Origin of the sequence: Halopseudomonas litoralis, from assembly GCF_900105005.1 — a bacterium.
GTDB lineage: Bacteria > Pseudomonadota > Gammaproteobacteria > Pseudomonadales > Pseudomonadaceae > Halopseudomonas > Halopseudomonas litoralis.
Genome location: NZ_LT629748.1, coordinates 2,295,796 through 2,313,830, shown reverse-complemented (window position 1 = coordinate 2,313,830; position 18,035 = coordinate 2,295,796). Strand labels below are relative to the sequence as shown.

Genomic DNA, 18,035 nt, shown 5'->3' with positions numbered 1-18,035 from the left:
TCAGCCGGCGACCAGAGGCGTTCTGGCTCCGGCTGCCTTTACCAGCACCAGGGCCAGACTGTCCCAGGGCGAGCCTGGGGCCTGGCCCTTGATCTGTTCGTCGGTCTGCTGAGCCAGACGCAACAGTGCGCCCCAGGTAGTGGCGGGGTGACGTTGCAGAGCTCGGGACACCAAGGGTTTGCGCTTGTCCCAGACCGGTGGGCGCTGGCTGGAAAAGACCTTGTCCTGGGGTATGCCACGAGCGAGATCGTGGGCCATGTTGTGCAGACTGCGCAGTTCACGGGTCACCGCCCAGAGCACGACCGGCGCTTCAACACCTTCCCCTTTCAGACCCTGCAATATGCGCAACGCGTGCTGTGCTTCACCTTGCAGCATGGCATCGGCAAGGTTGAAGACATCGAAGCGGGCACTGTCGGCAACGACCTGTTGTACCGTCTGCAGGTCCAGCTGACCGCTGTCGCAGAACAACTTGAGCTTTTCGATCTCCTGCGCGGCGGCCAGCAGGTTGCCCTCCACGCGCACGCTCAGCAGCTCCAGTGCTTCGGGCGTGGCATGCAGTCCAGCGGCCGCCAGGCGGTCTCGCATCCAGCCAGCCAGCTGCTGGGCGTCTACGGGCCAGATCTGCACGAAACGGCTGCTGCCATGCTCGATCAGTCCCTTGGCCCATTTGCTGCGTTGGGTGCTGCCGTCCAGCTTGGGCAGGGTAACCAGCAATGTCGTGTCAGGGGGAGGATTGTCCAACCAGGCCAGCAGCGCCTTGCCGCCTTCATCCCCTGGCTTGCCGCCGGGAATGCGTAGTTCGACCAGGCGTTGCTGGGCAAACAATGACAGGCTGTGGCTGGCGTCATGCAGTTGCCCCCAGTCGAAACTGCGGTCCACATGAAACACCAGACGTTCTTCGCTGCCGGCATCGCGACAGGCACGGCGAACCAGATCGGCCGCCTCGCCGGTGAGCAGCGGATCATCTCCGCTGATCACATATACCGGCGCCAACCCGTCACCGAGCTGGCGCTGCAGTTGCCCCGGGTTGAGCTTCACGTCTCAGGGAGCCTGACGATCAATTGCCTGTTCGCGCGCTGCGAGGTCGCTGGCGGATATGCTCGACAGGCGGAACATCAGCTGGCGGGTCAGATCCTGAAGCATCTCACGGTGCAGCAGAGCTTCCTCTTCACTGGTACCGATCAGGTTGTCCTTGTCGTTGACATAGACGCGCTGGGTGGAGAGGGTTTCCGGCCCGATCAGCGGGCGGCTCTGGCGGTCGCTGATCTGGAAGGTCAGTTCGCTGGTGAGCTCATATTCGGCCGGCGTGGAGCGGTAGGTGTAGGTGACCGCGCGCCGTTCCTTGCGCTCATCCAGCAGCTGCAGGTGGTAAGGGGCCGAGCTGCGTATGTCCACGCCATTGACCTGGAGAGCTTCCAGTACGCTCTGATAGGTGGGGCCGTAGCTGTTGCGGGCGCTGACAGCCAGTTCCTCCAGCTTGACGCTGTCGACGCTGGTGCCGCGCAAATGGAAGCCGCAGCCGCTGAGCAGCAGACTGGCGCCGAGCACAGCACAGCTCAGCAGATGACGTGGACGTTGCAGTGGCATGCCGATTCTCCGTTGCGTATCAGTTGGCGACAATATTGACCAGCTTGCCGGGCACCACAATCACCTTGCGGATGCTCAGGCCTTCGGTAAAGCGCAGTACATTCTCGTTGGCTCGGGCAGTGGCTTCCACGTCTTCGCGGCTGGCGTCGGCCGGTACCTGAATGTGGCCGCGCAGCTTGCCGTTGACCTGAATCACCAGCTCCAGACTGTCCTGCACCAGGGCGCTCTCGTCCAGCGTCGGCCAGGATGCGTCAATCACCGCTATGTCATGCCCCAACGCCTGCCACAGCGCATGGCTGATGTGCGGAACTATGGGTGCCAACAGAAGAGTAACGGTTTCCAGACCTTCCTGCAGCAGGGCGCGATCCTGCTCGCTGGCCTGCGGCGCCTTTTCCAGTACGTTCATCAGCGTCATCACCGCGGCAATGGCGGTGTTGAACTTGTGGTGCTGGCCGATATCCTGGCTGGCCTGACGAATGGCAATATGAATGGCGCGACGTACATTCTTCTGAGCGTCACTCAGGCTGCTGAGATCCAGCGCCACGCTGCTGCCCTGAGCGGTGTGCTGATTGCCCAGACGCCAGACCCGGCGCAGGAAGCGGTGCGCACCCTCGACACCGGCATCCGACCATTCCAGGCTCATGTCCGGCGGCGAGGCAAACATCATGAACAGGCGGCAGGTATCGGCGCCGTACTGGTCGATCATGAACTGGGGATCGACACCGTTGTTCTTCGACTTGGACATCTTCTCGATGCCGCCGATGACCACTGGCTGGCCGTCGCTGGCCAGGCGGGCAGCAATGACCTTGCCCTTGGCATCGCGCTCAACTTCGACATCAGCCGGGTTGAACCAGCTCTTGCTGCCGTTCTCTTCGAGACGATAGTAGGTCTCGGCGATAACCATGCCCTGCGTCAGCAGATTCTTGAATGGCTCATCCGAATCGACCAGACCCTGGTCGCGCATCAGCTTGTGGAAGAAACGCGCATACAACAGGTGAAGAATGGCGTGTTCGACACCGCCGATGTACTGGTCCACCGGCAGCCAGTGGTTGGCTGCAGCGGGATCGACCATGCCCTGCTCATAATGCGGCGAAGCGTAGCGGGCAAAGTACCAGGAGCTCTCGACGAAGGTATCCATGGTATCGGTTTCGCGCCGTGCGGGCCGGTTGCAGGTAGGGCAGCTGCACTCGTAGAACTCGGGCATCCGCGCCAGCGGCGAGCCGGCGCCATCGGGCACGACGTCTTCCGGCAGTACCACCGGCAACTGATCTTCCGGTACCGGTACATCACCGCAATGCTCGCAATGGATGATCGGAATCGGGCAGCCCCAGTAGCGCTGGCGGCTGATGCCCCAGTCGCGCAGGCGATATTGGGTGCGGGGTGCCCCCAGATCCTTCTGCTTGAGCACTTCGCTGATCGCGGTAAATGCACTGTCGAAGTCCAGGCCGTCAAATTCCTCGGAATTGATCAGCTCGCCTTTCTCTCCATAGGCATCCTGCCACGGGGCGGGCGTCTCGTCGCCTGCCGAGGTGCGGATGACCGGCTTGATCGGCAGGTGGAATTGGCTGGCGAACTCGAAATCGCGCTCGTCGTGGGCTGGCACGGCCATGACCGCGCCTTCGCCATAACTCATGAGCACGTAGTTGGCGACCCAGACCGGCAGCTTGTCGCCGGTCAGCGGGTGCTCGACGAACAGCCCGGTGGGCTGACCCTGTTTTTCCTGGGTGGCGATATCGGCTTCGGCCACACCGCCGCGTTTGCATTCATTGATGAAGGTCTGCAGTGCCGGATTGTGCGCCGCAGCCTGGGTAGCCAGCGGGTGTTCGGCGGCGACCGCGACATAGGTCGCGCCCATCAATGTATCGGGACGGGTGGTGAAAACCTTGAGCTTGCCGGCGCCGCCGATCGAGGCTTGATCATAGGGGAAGTGCACTTCCATCCCTACGGATTTTCCGATCCAGTTGCGCTGCATGGTCTTGACCTGGTCCGGCCAGCCGGGGAGGTTGTCCATCGAGTCCAGCAGTTCTTCCGCGTAATCAGTGATGCGGAAGTAATACATGGGAATTTCGCGCTTCTCGATCTCGGCGCCGGAGCGCCAGCCCTTGCCATCGATCACCTGTTCATTGGCGAGTACGGTCTGGTCGACCGGGTCCCAGTTGACGGTACCGTTTTTGCGGTAGATCACGCCTTTTTCGTACAGCTTGGTGAACAGCCACTGTTCCCAGCGATAGTACTCGGGGGTGCAGGTGGCGAATTCGCGCGACCAGTCTATTGCCAGCCCCAGGCTTTTCAGCTGGGTGCGCATGTAGTCGATGTTGGAATAGGTCCAGGCGGCGGGCGCGACGTTATTGTTCATCGCGGCGTTTTCCGCGGGCATGCCGAAGGCATCCCAGCCCATGGGCTGCAGCACATTCTTGCCCTGCATGCGCTGATAGCGGGCGATCACGTCACCGATGGTGTAGTTGCGCACGTGGCCCATGTGCAGCTTGCCGCTAGGGTAGGGGAACATCGACAGGCAATAGTAGGTTTCACGGCCTGGCGTTTCGTCCACCTTGAAGGCGTCGGTATGTTCCCAGGCGGTCTGGGCGGCGTTTTCTATTTCGCGGGGAGAATACTGTTCTTGCATGGGCGTGGACTGTTTGTCGACTCGTATGTCAGAGAAAAAAGTAATGCGGCAGGATACACCACCGGGCCCGGCACAGGTAGGGCCTGTTGCCATTCGTCGCCGGCCACGGGAGAAATCGGACGTCGGGTCTATGCTGTTGGCAAAGGATGTCCATCTGCCTTGGACAGTCATATTTGCCTAGGGAGAAAGATCATGAAACATGTGCAGCCGGAGCCCCTTGCCAGTGGCCGCGATTCATCCTACGGGCGACTGCTGCGTCGTCTGGATCAAGCCCTGGATGTCGCCCGCACCCGGCAATGGATGGCGGGCCGGGAGGATGTACCAGCAGAGCTGGAAGTGTGCGGTTTGAGCAAACAGGATATGCAGTTGTTGAAACAGATACTCGGTGCCATGCAGCGTGACGGTATGCCTCTCGGTGTCACAAGTCTCGGGCGCGCCGCCGCGCCGCCCTCAGTGTTTGCGGCGCGCGACTGCACACAGCATCAGCGCAGCCAGTACTAGCGCCGCCAGTGGCCAGCTGCCGAAACGCAGCCAGGGTGTCAGGCCTTCACGGGGTTGTACCTCACCGCGCAATACCGCTTGTTCGAACTGCGGTATGTGCGCGGTGATTCGACCCCGGTGATCGATCAGCGCCGTCACGCCGTTGTTTGTCCCCCGAATCATCCAGCGCCCGCTTTCCAGGGCGCGCATGCGGGCCATCTGCAGGTGTTGCAGCGGGCCGATGGATTTGCCGAACCAGCTGTCGTTGCTGATGGTCAGCAGGAGTTCGCTGTCGGCCGCCAACCGGCCGGCGAAGTCGGGATAGACGGTTTCATAGCAGATCATGGGCGCCAGCCGGTGTCCCGCCGCTTCGAGTGGGTCCTGCTGCAGCGGCCCGCGGGAAAAGTTCGACATGGGCAGATCGAAGAAGCTGATCACCCCGCGCAGCAGATCTTCCAGCGGCACGTATTCACCGAATGGCACCAGCTTGTGCTTGAGATACTGGCTGGGTTGTTCCCCGGCGACCATGATGCCGTTGTAGATGCGCATCTCGCCATTGGCGTCCGCCTGGTCAACCGGGATGCCGGTGATCAGCGTGCTGCCTTGCTGCGCCAGGTTGGCAGCCATACCCTGAACGAAGGGCATGGCGCGACTGCTGAGGACCGGCACGGCGGTTTCCGGCCAGAGGATGATGTCCGCTGGCTGGGCATAGCTCAGGTCGCGGTAGGTCGCCAGCGTATGGTCGATATGCGCCGGATCCCACTTGCGTGACTGTTCAATGTTGGCCTGAATCAGCGCCACCGACAGCGGTTCGCCCGCTGGTCGGGTCCATTCAATGCTGCTCAGCAGCGCGCCGCCGATCCAGATCGCGGCCAGGAGCGCGCCGGCCAGCAGACCATGGGAGAGGCGGCGCCACAGACGCCATTCGCTGAGCAGGCAGGCGCTGAATACAGTAAGAAAACTGAGCAGCCAGACGCCGCCCAGCGGTGCCCAGCCGGCTAGCCAGGTGTCGGTATGGGCATAGCCCTGATAAAGCCACGGAAAGCCGGTGAGAAACCAGCTGCGAAAGAATTCCTGAGCTACCCACAGGGCAGCAAACCCCGTTGCTGCCAACCAAAGGCTATCGCTCGGCCGCAGCCAGCGTGCCCAGAGCCAGGCCATCAGCGCTGGTAACAACGCCAGCCCAGCGACAAACAGCGCCGTCAGCAGTGCTGCCAGGGCCGGTGGGGCATAACCATGCACGTGGATGCTGACATAGACCCAGGACACGCCGCTGAGAAATAGCCCCACACCCCAGCACCAGCCCCGCCACAATGCCTGACGCCCCGTTAGATCGTGCAGGCTCTGATACAGCAAGGCCGCCGATATCAGTCCCAGGGGCCAGATATCGAAGGGGGTAAACGACAGGGTGGTCAACGCACCGGCGATCAGGGCCAGTACATCGCCCGACCAGCCGGGGCTGCGCAACAGCCGAAGCAGCTTTTGTGGCAGGGTCATGGTGCTCTCGGAAAAAGGTCGATCAGGGCTGGATAACGGAGACCCGCAGCAGATGCACACGACGGCTGTCGGCGTTGAGAATGCGTACCCGGAATCCATCCAGCTCGACGATCTCGTTGCGCTTGGGCAGGTGGCCGAAGGCATTCATTACCAGGCCGCCGAAGGTGTCGAACTCCTCATCGGAAAAGCCCGTATCGAATTGCTCGTTGAAATCCTCGATCGGGGTCAGACCCTTGATCAGGTAATCACCGGAGGGCAGGGGCTTGATGTAGTCCTCGTCATCGATGTCATGCTCATCCTCGATATCACCGACGATCTGCTCCAGTACGTCCTCAATGGTGATCAGTCCGGAAACACCGCCATACTCGTCAATCACGATGGCCATGTGATTGTGCGTTGAGCGGAACTCCTTGAGCAGCACGTTAAGCCGCTTGGATTCGGGCACGCAGGTGGCCGGGCGCAGCAGATCCTTGATATCGAAACGTTCGGTATTGCCTTCCAGCAGCAGCGGCAGCAGATCCTTGGCCAGCAGGATGCCGAGCACGTCGTCGATGCTTTCGCCGATAACCGGGAAGCGGGAGTGGGCTGCCTCGATAACCGATGGCAGAAACTCGCGAGGCGTGTGGGATGCCTTGATCGTGGTCATCTGCGAGCGCGGGATCATGATATCGCGCACCTGCATGTCGGCGACCTGCAGCGCGCCTTCGATGATCGCCAGGGCCTCGATGTCGAGAACCTCGTTCTGCTGCGCCTCGCGCAGCAATTCGAGCAGTTCCTGACGGTTGCGGGGTTCCTGGACAAAAGCCTGGGTCAGTCTCTCCAGCCAGGACTTGTGTCCGTTGCTCGATCGATCGTCGCTCATGGGGTTATCTACTCATCACTCGTCGGTTGCAAGATAGGGGTCGGCAATGCCCAGTTCGGCCAGCAGCCTGCGTTCCAGGGCTTCCATTTTCTCGGCTTCATCGTCTTCAATATGGTCATGACCCAGCAGATGCAGACAGCCATGGATGACCATGTGCGCCCAGTGCGCATCGGCGGCTTTGCTCTGCTCAGCGGCCTCGCGATTGACTACCGGGACGCAGATAACCAGATCGCCGAGCAAAGGTATTTCCAGCTCAGGGGGCAGGTCGGCGGGGAAGGACAGCACGTTGGTGGGGTAGTCCTTGTGCCTGTATTCGCTGTTCAACGTCTGGCTTTCATCGGCATCGACCAGACGTATGGTCAGCTCCTGCCCGGGTTTGTCACGCAGGGCCAGGGCGGCCCAGCGTATCAGGCTGGCGTCATCGGGCTGACCAGGGGCATCGGTTGCCCTCTGTATGTCTACCTCAACGGTCATTGCGGCGCTCCTCGCGCTGCTGTTCCTGGGCGCTGTCAAAGCGTTCATAGGCTTCGACAATACGCTGCACCAGCGGGTGACGCACCACATCCTTGGATTTGAAATGGGTAAAGCCGATACCCTTTACATCCTGCAACACATCTATCACGTGAGTCAGACCGGAGCGGGTGCCGCGCGGCAAGTCGACCTGGGTTATGTCACCGGTGATGACTGCCGTGGAGCCGAAGCCGATGCGCGTGAGGAACATCTTCATCTGTTCCAGGGTGGTGTTCTGGCTCTCATCAAGGATGATGAAGCTGTTGTTCAGGGTGCGCCCGCGCATATAGGCCAGGGGCGCAACCTCGATTACCTGCTTTTCGATCAGCTTGGCGACCTGTTCGAAACCGAGCATTTCATACAGGGCGTCGTACAGCGGGCGCAGGTAGGGATCGATCTTCTGTGACAGATCGCCGGGCAGGAAGCCCAGCTTCTCGCCGGCCTCAACTGCCGGGCGCACCAGCAGAATGCGTCGGATCTGCTCGCGCTCCAGCGCATCCACGGCGCAGGCGACAGCCAGATAGGTCTTGCCGGTACCGGCCGGGCCAATACCGAAGTTGATGTCATGTTCCTGAATCGAACGTACATAAGTCTGCTGATTCGGCCCGCGCGGTTGAATGGTCATGCGCTTGGTACGCAGCACCACCGGCTTGTGGCCGTCACGCTGCTGCAGGGACTCACTGAGGTTTTCCAGTCCCGACTCCTGCAGATACAGGTGCACGGTATCCGGTTCCAGGTCCTTGTTGTCCCGCGTTTCGCGGTACAGCTGACGCAATACCGCCTCGGCGGAACGGGTGATGGCTGGGTCGCCGATCAGCTCGAAGTGGTTGCCGCGGTTGCGGACCTCGATACCGAGGCGCTGCTCGATAAGACGAAGGTTTTCATCGAATTGACCGCAGAGACTGGCGAAGCGCCGGGGATCTACGGGCTCGATGCTGAAGCGATGAATAGTCGAGGTAGCGTTCAAATTGGTCCGTTAGTGGCCATGTGGCTATCAGGAAGAGACAGCATAGCGCGCAAATCGGGCTATGCAAAGATGGGCAATGAGCCGCAGCCCGCCGTGCGCAGCGGGCTGGACGGCGGGCGCTGAAGTCAATGCACTGTTTCGCTCAGCAGCGTGCCACGCAGAGAGTGTGGCAGTGCTTCGTCGATCTGCACATCGATAAACTGGCCGATCAGCTGCGGATTGTCGCAGCGGAAGTTGACGATGCGGTTATGCTCGGTGCGGCCCTGGAGCATGCCCGGGTCCTTCTTCGAGTAATCGGTGACCAGGATGCGCTGGGTACTGCCAACCATGCGTCGGCTGTTCTCGAAACCCTGCTGGTTGAGCCGGGCCTGAAGGATCTGCAGACGCTGCTTCTTGACCTCCATCGGGGTGTCGTCGGGCAGGTCGGACGCCGGCGTGCCGGGACGGGCGCTATAAATGAAGGAATAGGAGAAGTCGAAACCGACTTCCTCAATCAGCTTCATGGTCTGCTCGAAGTCGCGGTCGGTCTCACCGGGGAAGCCGATGATGAAGTCCGAGCTGAGAATGATGTCCGGCACCGCTGCCTTGAGCTTGCGCACCCGGGACTTGTACTCCAGTGCGGTGTGGTTGCGCTTCATCCCGGCCAGTACGCGGTCGGAACCCGATTGCACCGGCAGGTGCAGATACTTCACCAGCTCCGGGACTTCGGCATGGGCGCGGATCAGGCTGTCGGAAAACTCCAGCGGATGCGAGGTGGTGTAGCGGATGCGGTCGATGCCGTCGATTGCCGCCACCACCCGGATCAGATCAGCCAGATCGGCGATGCCGCCGTCGTGAGTCTGGCCGCGATAGCCGTTGACGTTCTGACCCAACAGGGTGACTTCACGCACGCCGTTCTCGGCCAGATGTACACACTCGGCCAGCACGTCATCAAACGGGCGACTGACTTCCTCGCCGCGGGTGTAGGGCACCACGCAGAAGCTGCAATACTTGCTGCAGCCTTCCATCACCGAGACATAGGCGGTCGGGCCGTCTACGCGGGGCTCGGGCAAATTGTCGAATTTCTCGATTTCCGGGAAGGACACGTCCACTTGCGCGCTACCGGTGGTGCGGGCGGCGTTGATCATTTCCGGCAGGCGGTGCAGGGTCTGCGGACCGAAGACCACATCCACATAGGAGGCGCGGTCGCGGATGGCGGTGCCTTCCTGGCTGGCAACGCAACCGCCAACGCCGATGATCAGGTCCGGGTTCTTTTCCTTCAGCGGCCGCCAGCGCCCCAGCTCGGAAAACACCTTCTCCTGCGCCTTCTCGCGAATCGAACAGGTATTGAGCAGGATGACGTCGGCCTCGTCGGGGCGGTCGGTCAATTCCATTGCCTGATGTTCACCGAGCAGGTCAGCCATGCGCGAGCTGTCGTACTCGTTCATCTGGCAACCGTGGGTCTGAATAAAAAGTTTTTTTGCCATGGGATTCGCGGAAGGGACTCGTGGAGAAAAACGGCGATTATACACGGAAGGCCGGGGCGATGTTATGCCTGCGGCGACGGGCTGCGCACCATAGTTGATGAGGTTAAATGTGATATGATCCGCGCCCTTTGACCGGACGGCTGAGGCCAGCGGTCCTATCCATGTTGTACGATGTGTGAGTTCAATGAGCAAAGATAAGCAACAGCCCATCTTTCGGGTGATTTTTCTCAATCAAGGTCAGGTTTACGAGCTGTACGCCCGTCAGATTTTTCAGAGCGAGCTGTGGGGCTTTCTGGAAATCGAAGAATTGGTGTTCGGCGAACGCTCGCAGATGCTGGTCGATCCGGGCGAGGAAAAACTCAAGAGTCAGTTCGAAGGCGTCAACCGCAGCTTCATTCCAGCCCATGCCATAGTGCGTATCGATGAAGTCGAGCGTGTTGGTCAGGCCAAGATCAGCGAAGCCAAAGCAGGCGGCAACGTCATGTCATTTCCGATGCAGCCGGGGCCGGGTCAGGGACCGGGTAACAACTGATCCTGGTCGGCGCTCGAAGACGGCTTTTTTGTGGGAGTGGCCCTGGCCACGAAGAGGCCTGCCTGAAACCCACGCGGCCAAGGCCGTTCCCACAAGCTCCCACAAATCTGGCGTTCGGACTGGTCGACTATTACTGAGCGGCCGGTTCAGCCTCGTCAGCACCGCCCTGCAGCTGCCGCAACTGCTCGTCACGTATATGCCGCAGATAATTGCGGAACAGTGTGCCCAGCACCTGAGTCGCGGCGGCGACTTCTTCGTCTGACATCTGTTCGGTCAGTCTGTCGGTGGCATCCATTGCTGCATCCTGACCATTGACTGCCGCCATCTTCAGGATGATGTAGGCCTGCGGCAGGTTGCGTTCAACGCCTTCACCTTCAATGTGCATAAGTCCAAGGCGGTATTGTGCATCCGGATGACCCTGAACCGACGCCTGTTCATACCATTTGAGCGCCTGCTGCAGATCCCGCTCGGTGCGTTCGCCATGGTAATACAGCTCACCCATTTCAAATTGCGCCTGCATGTCACCGGACTCGGCAGCGGCTGTGCAGTTTTCCAGTGCCAGCGGCAGGCTCTCATCATCGACGCGATTGAAAGCGCAGCGCTCTTCGGTGCTGACCACCAGCGGTGCAAGGGACTGGGCAGATGCGACGGGAGTGCCGATGCTCAGTGTGCACAGGGTGAAAGCGCTGAAGAACCTGACAAGAGAGCTGTTCATTATTGGCGGGCCGTTTGATCCTGGAGGAGGGGGTGTTGCTATTGTGCGCCTGATCCGCGCGCCAGCCAACCGCCATGACAGCGGTTGGCTGACCCCTTGATCACAGGGAAGCGAAAGCCCGCTCGGCAGCATCCAGCGTCAACTGCAGCTCGGTATCGCCATGGGCGATGGAGGCGAAGCCGGCTTCGAAAGCGCTGGGCGCAAAGTACACACCTTGTTCCAGCATGCTGTGGAAGAATCTGGCAAAGCGTTCGGCATCGCTGGCCATCACATCCTCGAAGGTGAGGATGTTATCGGCGCCACTGAAATACAGCCCGAACATGCCACCCGCTTGAGTAGTAACAAAGGGCACGCCGGCCGCATCGGCGCGATCCTGCAGTCCCTGCAGCATGCGGCTGGTATAGCTGGTCAGCTCGTCATGAAAACCGGGACGGCTGATGAGTTTCAGGGTGGTCAAGCCGGCGGCCATCGCCAATGGGTTGCCGGACAGCGTCCCAGCCTGATAAACCGGCCCCAGCGGTGAGATGCATTCCATGATGTGCTGCTTGCCACCGAAGGCGCCGACCGGCATGCCGCCGCCGACGATCTTGCCGAAGGTTGACAGGTCAGGGGTGACGCCATAATAGGCCTGTGCGCCACCGAGAGAGACGCGGAAGCCGGTCATGACTTCGTCGAAAATCAGCACCACGCCGTGTTCATCACAGACTTCGCGCAGCCCTTCGAGGAAACCGGGTACGGGCGGTACGCAGTTCATGTTGCCGGCCACCGGTTCGACGATGATGCAGGCGATGTCCTTACCAACCCTGCTCAGGCTTTCACGCACGGCAGCGATGTCGTTGTAGGGCAGGGTCAGGGTGTGCTGGGCAAAGGCCGCCGGCACGCCGGGCGAGCTGGGTACGCCGAAGGTCAGTGCGCCGGAGCCGGCTTTGACCAGCAAACTGTCGGAATGACCGTGGTAGCAGCCTTCGAACTTGATGATGGTATCGCGACCGGTATAACCCCGCGCCAGGCGAATCGCACTCATGGTCGCCTCGGTACCGGAGCTGACCATGCGCACCATGTCCATCGACGGCACCATGGAGCAGACCAGCTCCGCCATCTCGGTTTCCATCGCGGTCGGTGCGCCGTAGGACAGGCCGTGATCCAGCTGGCGACGGACGGCATCAAGTACGTCCGGGTGGCTGTGGCCGAGAATCATCGGGCCCCAGGAGCCGACGTAATCAACGTAGCGCTTGTCGTCTTCATCAACGATGTAAGCGCCTTCGGCGTGCTTGATGAACAAGGGCGTGCCGCCAACGCTGCGAAATGCGCGAACCGGGGAGTTCACACCACCGGGGATATGTTTCTGGGCACTGGCAAAAAGGGTTTCCGAGCGGGACATGGGCAGTTCTCTCAAGGTGTCAAAGCGGTGAAATCAAGTGCGCGGCGGCGGACGGCGGTGGCGGATTCGACGCCAAACAGTCCGTGCACGACGGCAAGCAGGTCGGCGCCTGCATCATAGAGTGGTTGTGCGTTATCCAGCGTGATACCGCCGATGGCAACCACGGGTACAGCAAAGCGCGAGCGGGCCTCCTGGAGCAGGCTGGTGCTCGCTGTTGGTGCGCCGGGCTTGGTGGCGGACTGGAAGAAACGACCAAAGGCAATATAGCTGGCCCCGGCGACAACCGCCTGTTCGGCATAGTCCAGGCTGGCGTGGCAGGTAGCGCCAACCAGTGCATGCGGGCCGAGTTGCTGACGCGCCTCACGCAGGCTGCCGTCATCGCGACCCAGATGTACGCCAACGTTCAAGCGGCTGGCCAATTCCAGATCGTCATTGATCAGCAGCTGGGCGGCATACTGCTCGCACAGGGTTCTCAGCTGGCCGGCTTCTTCCAGGCGGCGCTCGGGGTCGGCGCTCTTGTCACGGTACTGCACCAGGCGCGCACCGCCCGCCAGAGCGGCCTCGACATAGGGCAGCAGCTTGCCATCGGCTAACAATGCGCTGTCGGTAATGGCATACAGGCCGCGCAGACTCACTGGCAGAAATCCAGCGGCAGGCGGCGCGGTACATACTGGCCGTGGCCGGGTTGCTCGGCGTCACGCAGGGTGCGCCAGGTGTAATCCAGAGCAGTCTTGACGGCGCTGACCAGTTCCTCGCCGAGGGCCAGCCGTCCGGCCAGAGTGCTGGCCAGGGTGCAACCGGACCCGTGATAACTGCCCGGCAGGCGTGCACAGGTGAAGGTATGCTGGCTGCCGTCACGGCAATAGAGACGGTTGTGGATGTCCTGCTCGTCACCATGGCCGCCGGTGATCAGCAGGTTCTGGCAGCGTTCAAGCAGCTTGTCGGCGCATTCGTCAGCGCTGCCGTTGGGCAACTCGGCGAGAATGCGTGCTTCGGGCAGGTTCGGCGTGACGATGCGGGCGATCGGCAGCAGCTTCTCGCGCATGGCGTAACCCACCTCATCCTTGCCGAGTGAGCCACCGCCACCGGCGCGCAATACCGGATCGCAGACCAGCGGTAGATGCGGATGGGCCTGCATGATCTCGACCACGGTATCGACCATGTCGAGATTACCCAGCATGCCGAGCTTGACCGCTGACACCGGCATGTCGTTGAGTACAGCATTGGCCTGGGCCAATACCCACTCGCGGTCGAGCACACGGAAGTCGAGAACATCAACGGTGTTCTGCACAGTCAGCGCAGTGACGGCCGGTGCAGCATGGCAGCCCTGGGCGATCAGTGCTTCGATATCAGCCTGCAGGCCGGCCCCACCACTGGGGTCATGGCCGGACAGACAGAGTACAACGGGGCGAAAAGGAGTAGGCGTATTCATGCGCTAAGCTTACCATCAGCGAGCGGGTATCGGTATGGCATCGGCGTTGCCGAAGCCTGTTATGGACATAACAACAAGAGCAATGGAGAAGACCGAGATGAAACCAGTTGATCAATGGTTTGATGAGTACGGTGAAAGTCACCGCAATCCAGTAAACAAGTTGCTGCACTGGATCTGTGTACCCCTGATCACCTTCAGCGTGCTGGGTGTGTTCTGGGCCATTCACCCGGTGGTCGCCTTTGTGGTGGTCGGGCTGGCGCTGGGGTTCTATCTGATGCTGTCCTGGCGGCTGGCGTCGGTCATGTTGTTGCAAAGCCTGATCATGCTATGGATTCTGAGCATCATGCCGCAGGTATTCTGGCCCTGCGTTGCCATCTTCGTACTGGCCTGGATAGGACAGTTCATCGGCCATTATGTCGAAGGCAAAAAGCCCTCGTTCTTTCAGGATGTGCAGTTCCTGCTGATCGGGCCGGTGTGGTTGATGGGGTTTGTGTTCCATCGGTTGGGTTGGCGTTATTGAACGGTTTTGCGGCGGCTGGGGCGATATTGGCGGGTATTTCCGGAGGAACGCGCAGGGTAAGCTTTCAGGATAACGGTTTAATGGCTCGACGCTGAAAGGGATGAAAATTGAATGTTTGATGGCCTTTTGATTCTGAAAGGCTATACTTTGCCCTGACACTACCTGCCTTACTCAGCGCACATTCAAGGAAAGACGGTTTGCGAAAGGATTCGGCTGGCACTTCCGGCCTCTTCAAATATCTGTTCTATACCGTTCTCCTTGCCGCCGTGATGTGGTTTTTTCTCGCGTTCTCCCCGTTGGGAATCAGCGAGCGTCTCGACAAATACACTCAGGATTTGTTCAACAGTCGCGCCGGTAGTTGGATTTATCCCACTGATCGGCAGCAAGACGTCGCCGTTCTTTTGCTGACCGATGAAGTGGTTGATGCCGTGCTGCAAGGGCAGTGGCCAGCCCCGTACTCCTTCCATGCATCGATTCTGGATGATCTTCTCGTTCATCAGCCGCGCGCGGTATTCATCGATTTTTACTGGATGAACCAGAACAAGCCAGGCGGGGATTACCTCGTCAACGTCCTGGAGAGTTACCGAGAGACACAGGTCCCGGTCTATCTGTCCGTTCCCGATGAGGGGTGGCTTGAAGCCCGATGGCCGGAACTGGTGGGGCTGGTTACTCCCGTATCCGCCTCTGTGGTGATGGATCCAACAGATTTCATCGCACGCTCATATCCGCAGGAATTTCGCGGAATGCGCTCAGCAGCGTTTGCCATTGCCGAGGACCAATTCGGAATAAGCGCTGCTCATCGGGGTGCGCTGGATATCTTCTGGGGCACCGCCGACAACCCGCTTAATCAAGCCTGGATGCAGTCCGAGGATGAAGCGCAAGGCAGCATTCTGGGTGGCCTGTTGCAGGGCTTCGAAGGTGTCGAGACACCGATCCCTTACGCTACCACTGTATTCGTCCGTGACTTGCTGAACCCGGTGGCCGAAACAGAAGATGAGGCTCTGCGCGAGCTGGATGAGCACCTGAAGGACCGTGTGATCATCTACGGAGCCAGCCTTTCTGGTATTCAGGACATGGTGTTCACGCCCACTCGATCGATACTGCCAGGTGTCTATTACCACGCCATGGCGATAGATAATCTGCTGACCTGGGGCAGCAACTTCAAAGCAAGTGTGCCCAGCCGAACGCTGCCCATTCTTGGGTCTCACACGCTGCTCATCTTTCAAGCCTTCGTGCTCCTGTCGATTTCGGCCCTTGTCTGTTACTGGAAACTGAACGCCCCCGGTGAGGTTGCCTCAGCCGGTACTCCATTGGCTGACAATTCCCGGGAACATCATCCAGCGGAGCGGTGGTTTGCAGGTGCGATAAAAACATCTGTTCTCATCATCGTAATAGTTGCCTGCGTAATTCAATTTTTTGTATTGGATCTGCCAGTCGCAACCTGGGCTGGTTTTCTGGAAATTATCGGTATTGGTGTCGTTATAGAGCGGCTAAATCTGATTGAGCGCCTGTGTCGGTGGCCGACGCTCATTCATAGTTGTTTTTGCAAGCTATATAAAGGAGAGCAGGATGCGCAAGACGATCCTCAGAATGTCCCTACTGACCGTGTTAGTGGTGCCGTACGCGAGCGCTGATCCGATCGCCGTCACGGAGTTTCGGCAGCAACAGGTGCAGTTGTTTGACGCACAGGGCAAGCAGCCCGTGGAACGCAGGGACGCAGCATCTATTCAATTACCTCTGGAGATTGCCGATTCCCTGGCCGGTGGCTTCTATGTTGTGAAGATCGGTGATCAAGCGTATACGGTAAAAAAACGCACAGTACGCACCAATCGTGTTTACGAACTCAGCAGCGTCTGTAACAACACCGTAGCCGCCACTAAAGCAGCTGCCTCGCGCGGTCTGGGTAACGGAGAGTGCGAATGAAGCTCAAGCTATCCGCAGTTTGCGTGGCCACTACCCTGTTGGTGGGGTGCGTTGGTGGCGCAACGCAGTCAGTTAGAAATCTGATCCCGGGGCAGTTGGCCGCAGATCAGCCGATACTGGCCCAAGTCGACAAAACCTATTCTCCCGGCCTGCTCGCGGTTGGGCATGATGAAGATCGTTATCGCAACCAGAGCCTGGGGCTGGGATTGGTGAGCCACCCCGAAGCCGAGCGCTATATCAATAAACAACTGGATCGTCTCAAGCAGGCCTCCGGAATTACCGGTCTACCAGGTCAGGCTTATCTGTTCGCAGATACCGCGCTTGGCGCCCGCGCCAGCCCTGACGGCAATATATATATACCCTACGTAGTGTTGCGTGATATCGACAGCACCGACGAGTTGGCCGCGCTGCTGGCCCATGAACTAGCCCATACCATCCGCAACCATAATAGTTCGGACCTCTTCGTTCAGGTCCAGAAAAAAGCGGTAATGGCAGCGGGGCTCCTGGCAAACTACAAAAGTGGCGACAGTGGAGTCATGCGCGGCTCCGATGAAAAGCTGATAGAAAACGTATTCACCACCCTCATGGTGTCGGACGGTTTTATCAATCCCGGTTGGACGCGCCGCCAGGAACTCGAAGCAGACAAGCTCGGCATGGATATTCTTATCGTCGCTGGCTACAACGGCGACGCCATGTTCACTCTGCTGGATAAGATGGCAGCATGGGAAGAGCGCAACAAGACAGAGCAAAGCCAGCGTAACGCGTTGATAGATCAGATGCTGATGGTTAATGACCCCGGGCTGGCGGAGCTACCTTTCGGGGACAAGATAGGCAGCTTGCTGGATAGGTCAGCCATCGGTATTGGCTCGGTGGTCAACCGGCTAAACCAGAACCATGATTCAGCCGAAAAACGCTACGATGATCTGTTGGCTTACGTAGACGTGCATTACCCAGACGCACCCGCGCCTACACAGGAAGTCAGGAGCTGGCGAGCTATTGCCAAAAGTCAGAAAGCAGAACGCATCTGGCAGGGATTGACTCGGGTGGTCGAGGCTCGGAATGCTGTAGCTGAGGGCGATCTCTCCAGCGCTGAAAAGCGTATCAGAACCGCGGTCAATCCTCACACCAATAACCAGAACTTTCTGCGCCAATCCTTCTATGAGTTGCGCGCAGCGCAGCAGCAGAAAGCGAGTATGCAGCAGAATCTCGCGCTGGGTATGAACGGGGCTTATCCATCGTTCCTGATGCATGTCGAGCAAGCCCAGCTTACGGGTGATAAAGACCCGGCTACTGCAAAAAAGCTGATGTCTACTTTTGATCAATATGGTCGCCCGCCAACCTACTACCAGTACGTCATTACCATGGCGGAATCTGCCAGTTTGAATGTTGACGCCCTGGCACTGGTAGCAGAGTGCACTGCAAAGTACATCGGAGACGGCATATCCTGCGGTAGCCAAAGTGGAACGAAAAATACCGATATTTCCTACGGCAGCCTGATGAAATCTCTCGCTCCCAGGTAAATAATCGGAGTGTGGCG

18 protein-coding genes are annotated in these 18,035 nt (G+C 59.5%); 6 read left to right on the top strand and 12 right to left on the bottom strand.

Annotated features, from left to right (window positions below; genetic code table 11):
* The 3 genes from holA to leuS are packed head-to-tail and all read right to left on the bottom strand — an operon-like array spanning position 1 to position 4,213.
* Positions 1-1,038: a DNA polymerase III subunit delta gene (gene holA, locus BLU11_RS11270; RefSeq protein WP_090273432.1), complete on the bottom strand. Its 1,038-nt coding sequence runs from the start codon at positions 1,036-1,038 to the stop codon at positions 1-3.
* 3 nt (positions 1,039-1,041) lie between these two features.
* Positions 1,042-1,587, bottom strand: a complete 546-nt coding sequence (locus tag BLU11_RS11265; RefSeq protein WP_090273431.1) for an LPS-assembly lipoprotein LptE — start codon at positions 1,585-1,587, stop codon at positions 1,042-1,044.
* Between the two features lie 19 nt (positions 1,588-1,606).
* Positions 1,607-4,213 carry a leucine--tRNA ligase gene (gene leuS, locus BLU11_RS11260; protein ID WP_090273430.1) on the bottom strand — a complete coding sequence of 869 codons (2,607 nt, stop codon included), beginning with the start codon at positions 4,211-4,213 and terminating at the stop codon, positions 1,607-1,609.
* Positions 4,214-4,405: 192 nt separating this feature from the next.
* On the opposite strand from leuS, the gene BLU11_RS11255 reads away from it, so the two are divergent.
* Complete coding sequence (locus BLU11_RS11255; RefSeq protein WP_090273429.1) at positions 4,406-4,714, top strand: hypothetical protein; 309 nt, start codon at positions 4,406-4,408, stop codon at positions 4,712-4,714.
* Here BLU11_RS11255 and lnt read toward each other — a convergent pair.
* The 5 genes from lnt to miaB all read right to left on the bottom strand — a co-directional run bounded on the left by lnt (position 4,664) and on the right by miaB (position 9,995).
* Positions 4,664-6,190 carry an apolipoprotein N-acyltransferase gene (gene lnt / locus BLU11_RS11250; protein WP_090273428.1) on the bottom strand — a complete coding sequence of 509 codons (1,527 nt, stop codon included), beginning with the start codon at positions 6,188-6,190 and terminating at the stop codon, positions 4,664-4,666. The two genes, BLU11_RS11255 and lnt, sit on opposite strands and share 51 nt — an antisense overlap.
* Before the next feature lie 22 nt (positions 6,191-6,212).
* Positions 6,213-7,052, bottom strand: a complete 840-nt coding sequence (locus BLU11_RS11245; RefSeq protein WP_090273427.1) for an HlyC/CorC family transporter — start codon at positions 7,050-7,052, stop codon at positions 6,213-6,215.
* A 15-nt stretch (positions 7,053-7,067) separates the two neighbouring features.
* The gene (gene ybeY / locus BLU11_RS11240) at positions 7,068-7,526 is read right to left on the bottom strand and encodes an rRNA maturation RNase YbeY (protein ID WP_090273426.1); all 459 of its coding nucleotides are present in this window, start codon (positions 7,524-7,526) and stop codon (positions 7,068-7,070) included.
* Positions 7,516-8,529 (bottom strand): PhoH family protein, encoded by a 1,014-nt coding sequence (locus BLU11_RS11235; RefSeq protein ID WP_090273425.1) that lies wholly within the window; start codon positions 8,527-8,529, stop codon positions 7,516-7,518. Before BLU11_RS11235 ends, ybeY begins: the two co-directional genes overlap by 11 nt.
* Before the next feature lie 125 nt (positions 8,530-8,654).
* Positions 8,655-9,995, bottom strand: a complete 1,341-nt coding sequence (miaB, locus tag BLU11_RS11230) for a tRNA (N6-isopentenyl adenosine(37)-C2)-methylthiotransferase MiaB (protein WP_090273424.1) — start codon at positions 9,993-9,995, stop codon at positions 8,655-8,657.
* 184 nt (positions 9,996-10,179) lie between these two features.
* Between miaB and BLU11_RS11225 the strand changes: the two genes are divergently transcribed.
* A complete protein-coding gene (locus tag BLU11_RS11225) occupies positions 10,180-10,527 on the top strand; it encodes a DUF1820 family protein (protein ID WP_090273423.1) in 348 nt (115 codons plus the stop codon).
* Between the two features lie 130 nt (positions 10,528-10,657).
* On the opposite strand, the gene BLU11_RS11220 is transcribed toward BLU11_RS11225, so the two are convergent.
* The 4 genes from BLU11_RS11220 to BLU11_RS11205 all read right to left on the bottom strand — a co-directional run bounded on the left by BLU11_RS11220 (position 10,658) and on the right by BLU11_RS11205 (position 14,055).
* A complete protein-coding gene (locus BLU11_RS11220; RefSeq protein ID WP_090273422.1) occupies positions 10,658-11,242 on the bottom strand; it encodes a tetratricopeptide repeat protein in 585 nt (194 codons plus the stop codon).
* A 100-nt stretch (positions 11,243-11,342) separates the two neighbouring features.
* The gene (gene hemL, locus BLU11_RS11215) at positions 11,343-12,623 is read right to left on the bottom strand and encodes a glutamate-1-semialdehyde 2,1-aminomutase (protein WP_090273421.1); all 1,281 of its coding nucleotides are present in this window, start codon (positions 12,621-12,623) and stop codon (positions 11,343-11,345) included.
* 11 nt (positions 12,624-12,634) lie between these two features.
* Complete coding sequence (gene thiE, locus BLU11_RS11210) at positions 12,635-13,258, bottom strand: thiamine phosphate synthase (RefSeq protein WP_090273420.1); 624 nt, start codon at positions 13,256-13,258, stop codon at positions 12,635-12,637.
* Positions 13,255-14,055, bottom strand: coding sequence for a hydroxymethylpyrimidine/phosphomethylpyrimidine kinase (locus BLU11_RS11205; protein WP_090273419.1), 801 nt, complete (start codon positions 14,053-14,055; stop codon positions 13,255-13,257). Before BLU11_RS11205 ends, thiE begins: the two co-directional genes overlap by 4 nt.
* A gap of 97 nt (positions 14,056-14,152) precedes the next feature.
* On the opposite strand from BLU11_RS11205, the gene BLU11_RS11200 reads away from it, so the two are divergent.
* The 4 genes from BLU11_RS11200 (at position 14,153) to BLU11_RS11185 (ending at position 18,018) form a co-directional block, all read left to right on the top strand.
* Complete coding sequence (locus tag BLU11_RS11200) at positions 14,153-14,575, top strand: Mpo1 family 2-hydroxy fatty acid dioxygenase (protein ID WP_090273418.1); 423 nt, start codon at positions 14,153-14,155, stop codon at positions 14,573-14,575.
* A gap of 197 nt (positions 14,576-14,772) precedes the next feature.
* Positions 14,773-16,209, top strand: coding sequence for a CHASE2 domain-containing protein (locus BLU11_RS11195; RefSeq protein WP_090273417.1), 1,437 nt, complete (start codon positions 14,773-14,775; stop codon positions 16,207-16,209).
* On the top strand, positions 16,145-16,498 hold the full coding sequence (locus BLU11_RS11190; protein WP_157718664.1) for a hypothetical protein: 354 nt from the start codon (positions 16,145-16,147) through the stop codon (positions 16,496-16,498). Before BLU11_RS11195 ends, BLU11_RS11190 begins: the two co-directional genes overlap by 65 nt.
* Complete coding sequence (locus BLU11_RS11185) at positions 16,495-18,018, top strand: M48 family metalloprotease (RefSeq protein WP_090273415.1); 1,524 nt, start codon at positions 16,495-16,497, stop codon at positions 18,016-18,018. Before BLU11_RS11190 ends, BLU11_RS11185 begins: the two co-directional genes overlap by 4 nt.
* Positions 18,019-18,035 lie beyond the last annotated feature (17 nt).

Coding starts and splice junctions, on each gene's coding strand:
- BLU11_RS11265 (WP_090273431.1), bottom strand. CDS start 1,587: ATGCCACTGCAACGTCCACGTCATCTGCTGAGCTGTGCTGTGCTCGGC.
- ybeY (WP_090273426.1), bottom strand. CDS start 7,526: ATGACCGTTGAGGTAGACATACAGAGGGCAACCGATGCCCCTGGTCAG.
- BLU11_RS11200 (WP_090273418.1), top strand. CDS start 14,153: ATGAAACCAGTTGATCAATGGTTTGATGAGTACGGTGAAAGTCACCGC.
- lnt (WP_090273428.1), bottom strand. CDS start 6,190: ATGACCCTGCCACAAAAGCTGCTTCGGCTGTTGCGCAGCCCCGGCTGG.
- BLU11_RS11255 (WP_090273429.1), top strand. CDS start 4,406: ATGAAACATGTGCAGCCGGAGCCCCTTGCCAGTGGCCGCGATTCATCC.
- BLU11_RS11225 (WP_090273423.1), top strand. CDS start 10,180: ATGAGCAAAGATAAGCAACAGCCCATCTTTCGGGTGATTTTTCTCAAT.
- BLU11_RS11185 (WP_090273415.1), top strand. CDS start 16,495: ATGAAGCTCAAGCTATCCGCAGTTTGCGTGGCCACTACCCTGTTGGTG.
- hemL (WP_090273421.1), bottom strand. CDS start 12,623: ATGTCCCGCTCGGAAACCCTTTTTGCCAGTGCCCAGAAACATATCCCC.
- miaB (WP_090273424.1), bottom strand. CDS start 9,995: ATGGCAAAAAAACTTTTTATTCAGACCCACGGTTGCCAGATGAACGAG.
- BLU11_RS11205 (WP_090273419.1), bottom strand. CDS start 14,055: ATGAATACGCCTACTCCTTTTCGCCCCGTTGTACTCTGTCTGTCCGGC.
- BLU11_RS11220 (WP_090273422.1), bottom strand. CDS start 11,242: ATGAACAGCTCTCTTGTCAGGTTCTTCAGCGCTTTCACCCTGTGCACA.
- BLU11_RS11190 (WP_157718664.1), top strand. CDS start 16,145: ATGCGCAAGACGATCCTCAGAATGTCCCTACTGACCGTGTTAGTGGTG.
- BLU11_RS11245 (WP_090273427.1), bottom strand. CDS start 7,052: ATGAGCGACGATCGATCGAGCAACGGACACAAGTCCTGGCTGGAGAGA.
- leuS (WP_090273430.1), bottom strand. CDS start 4,213: ATGCAAGAACAGTATTCTCCCCGCGAAATAGAAAACGCCGCCCAGACC.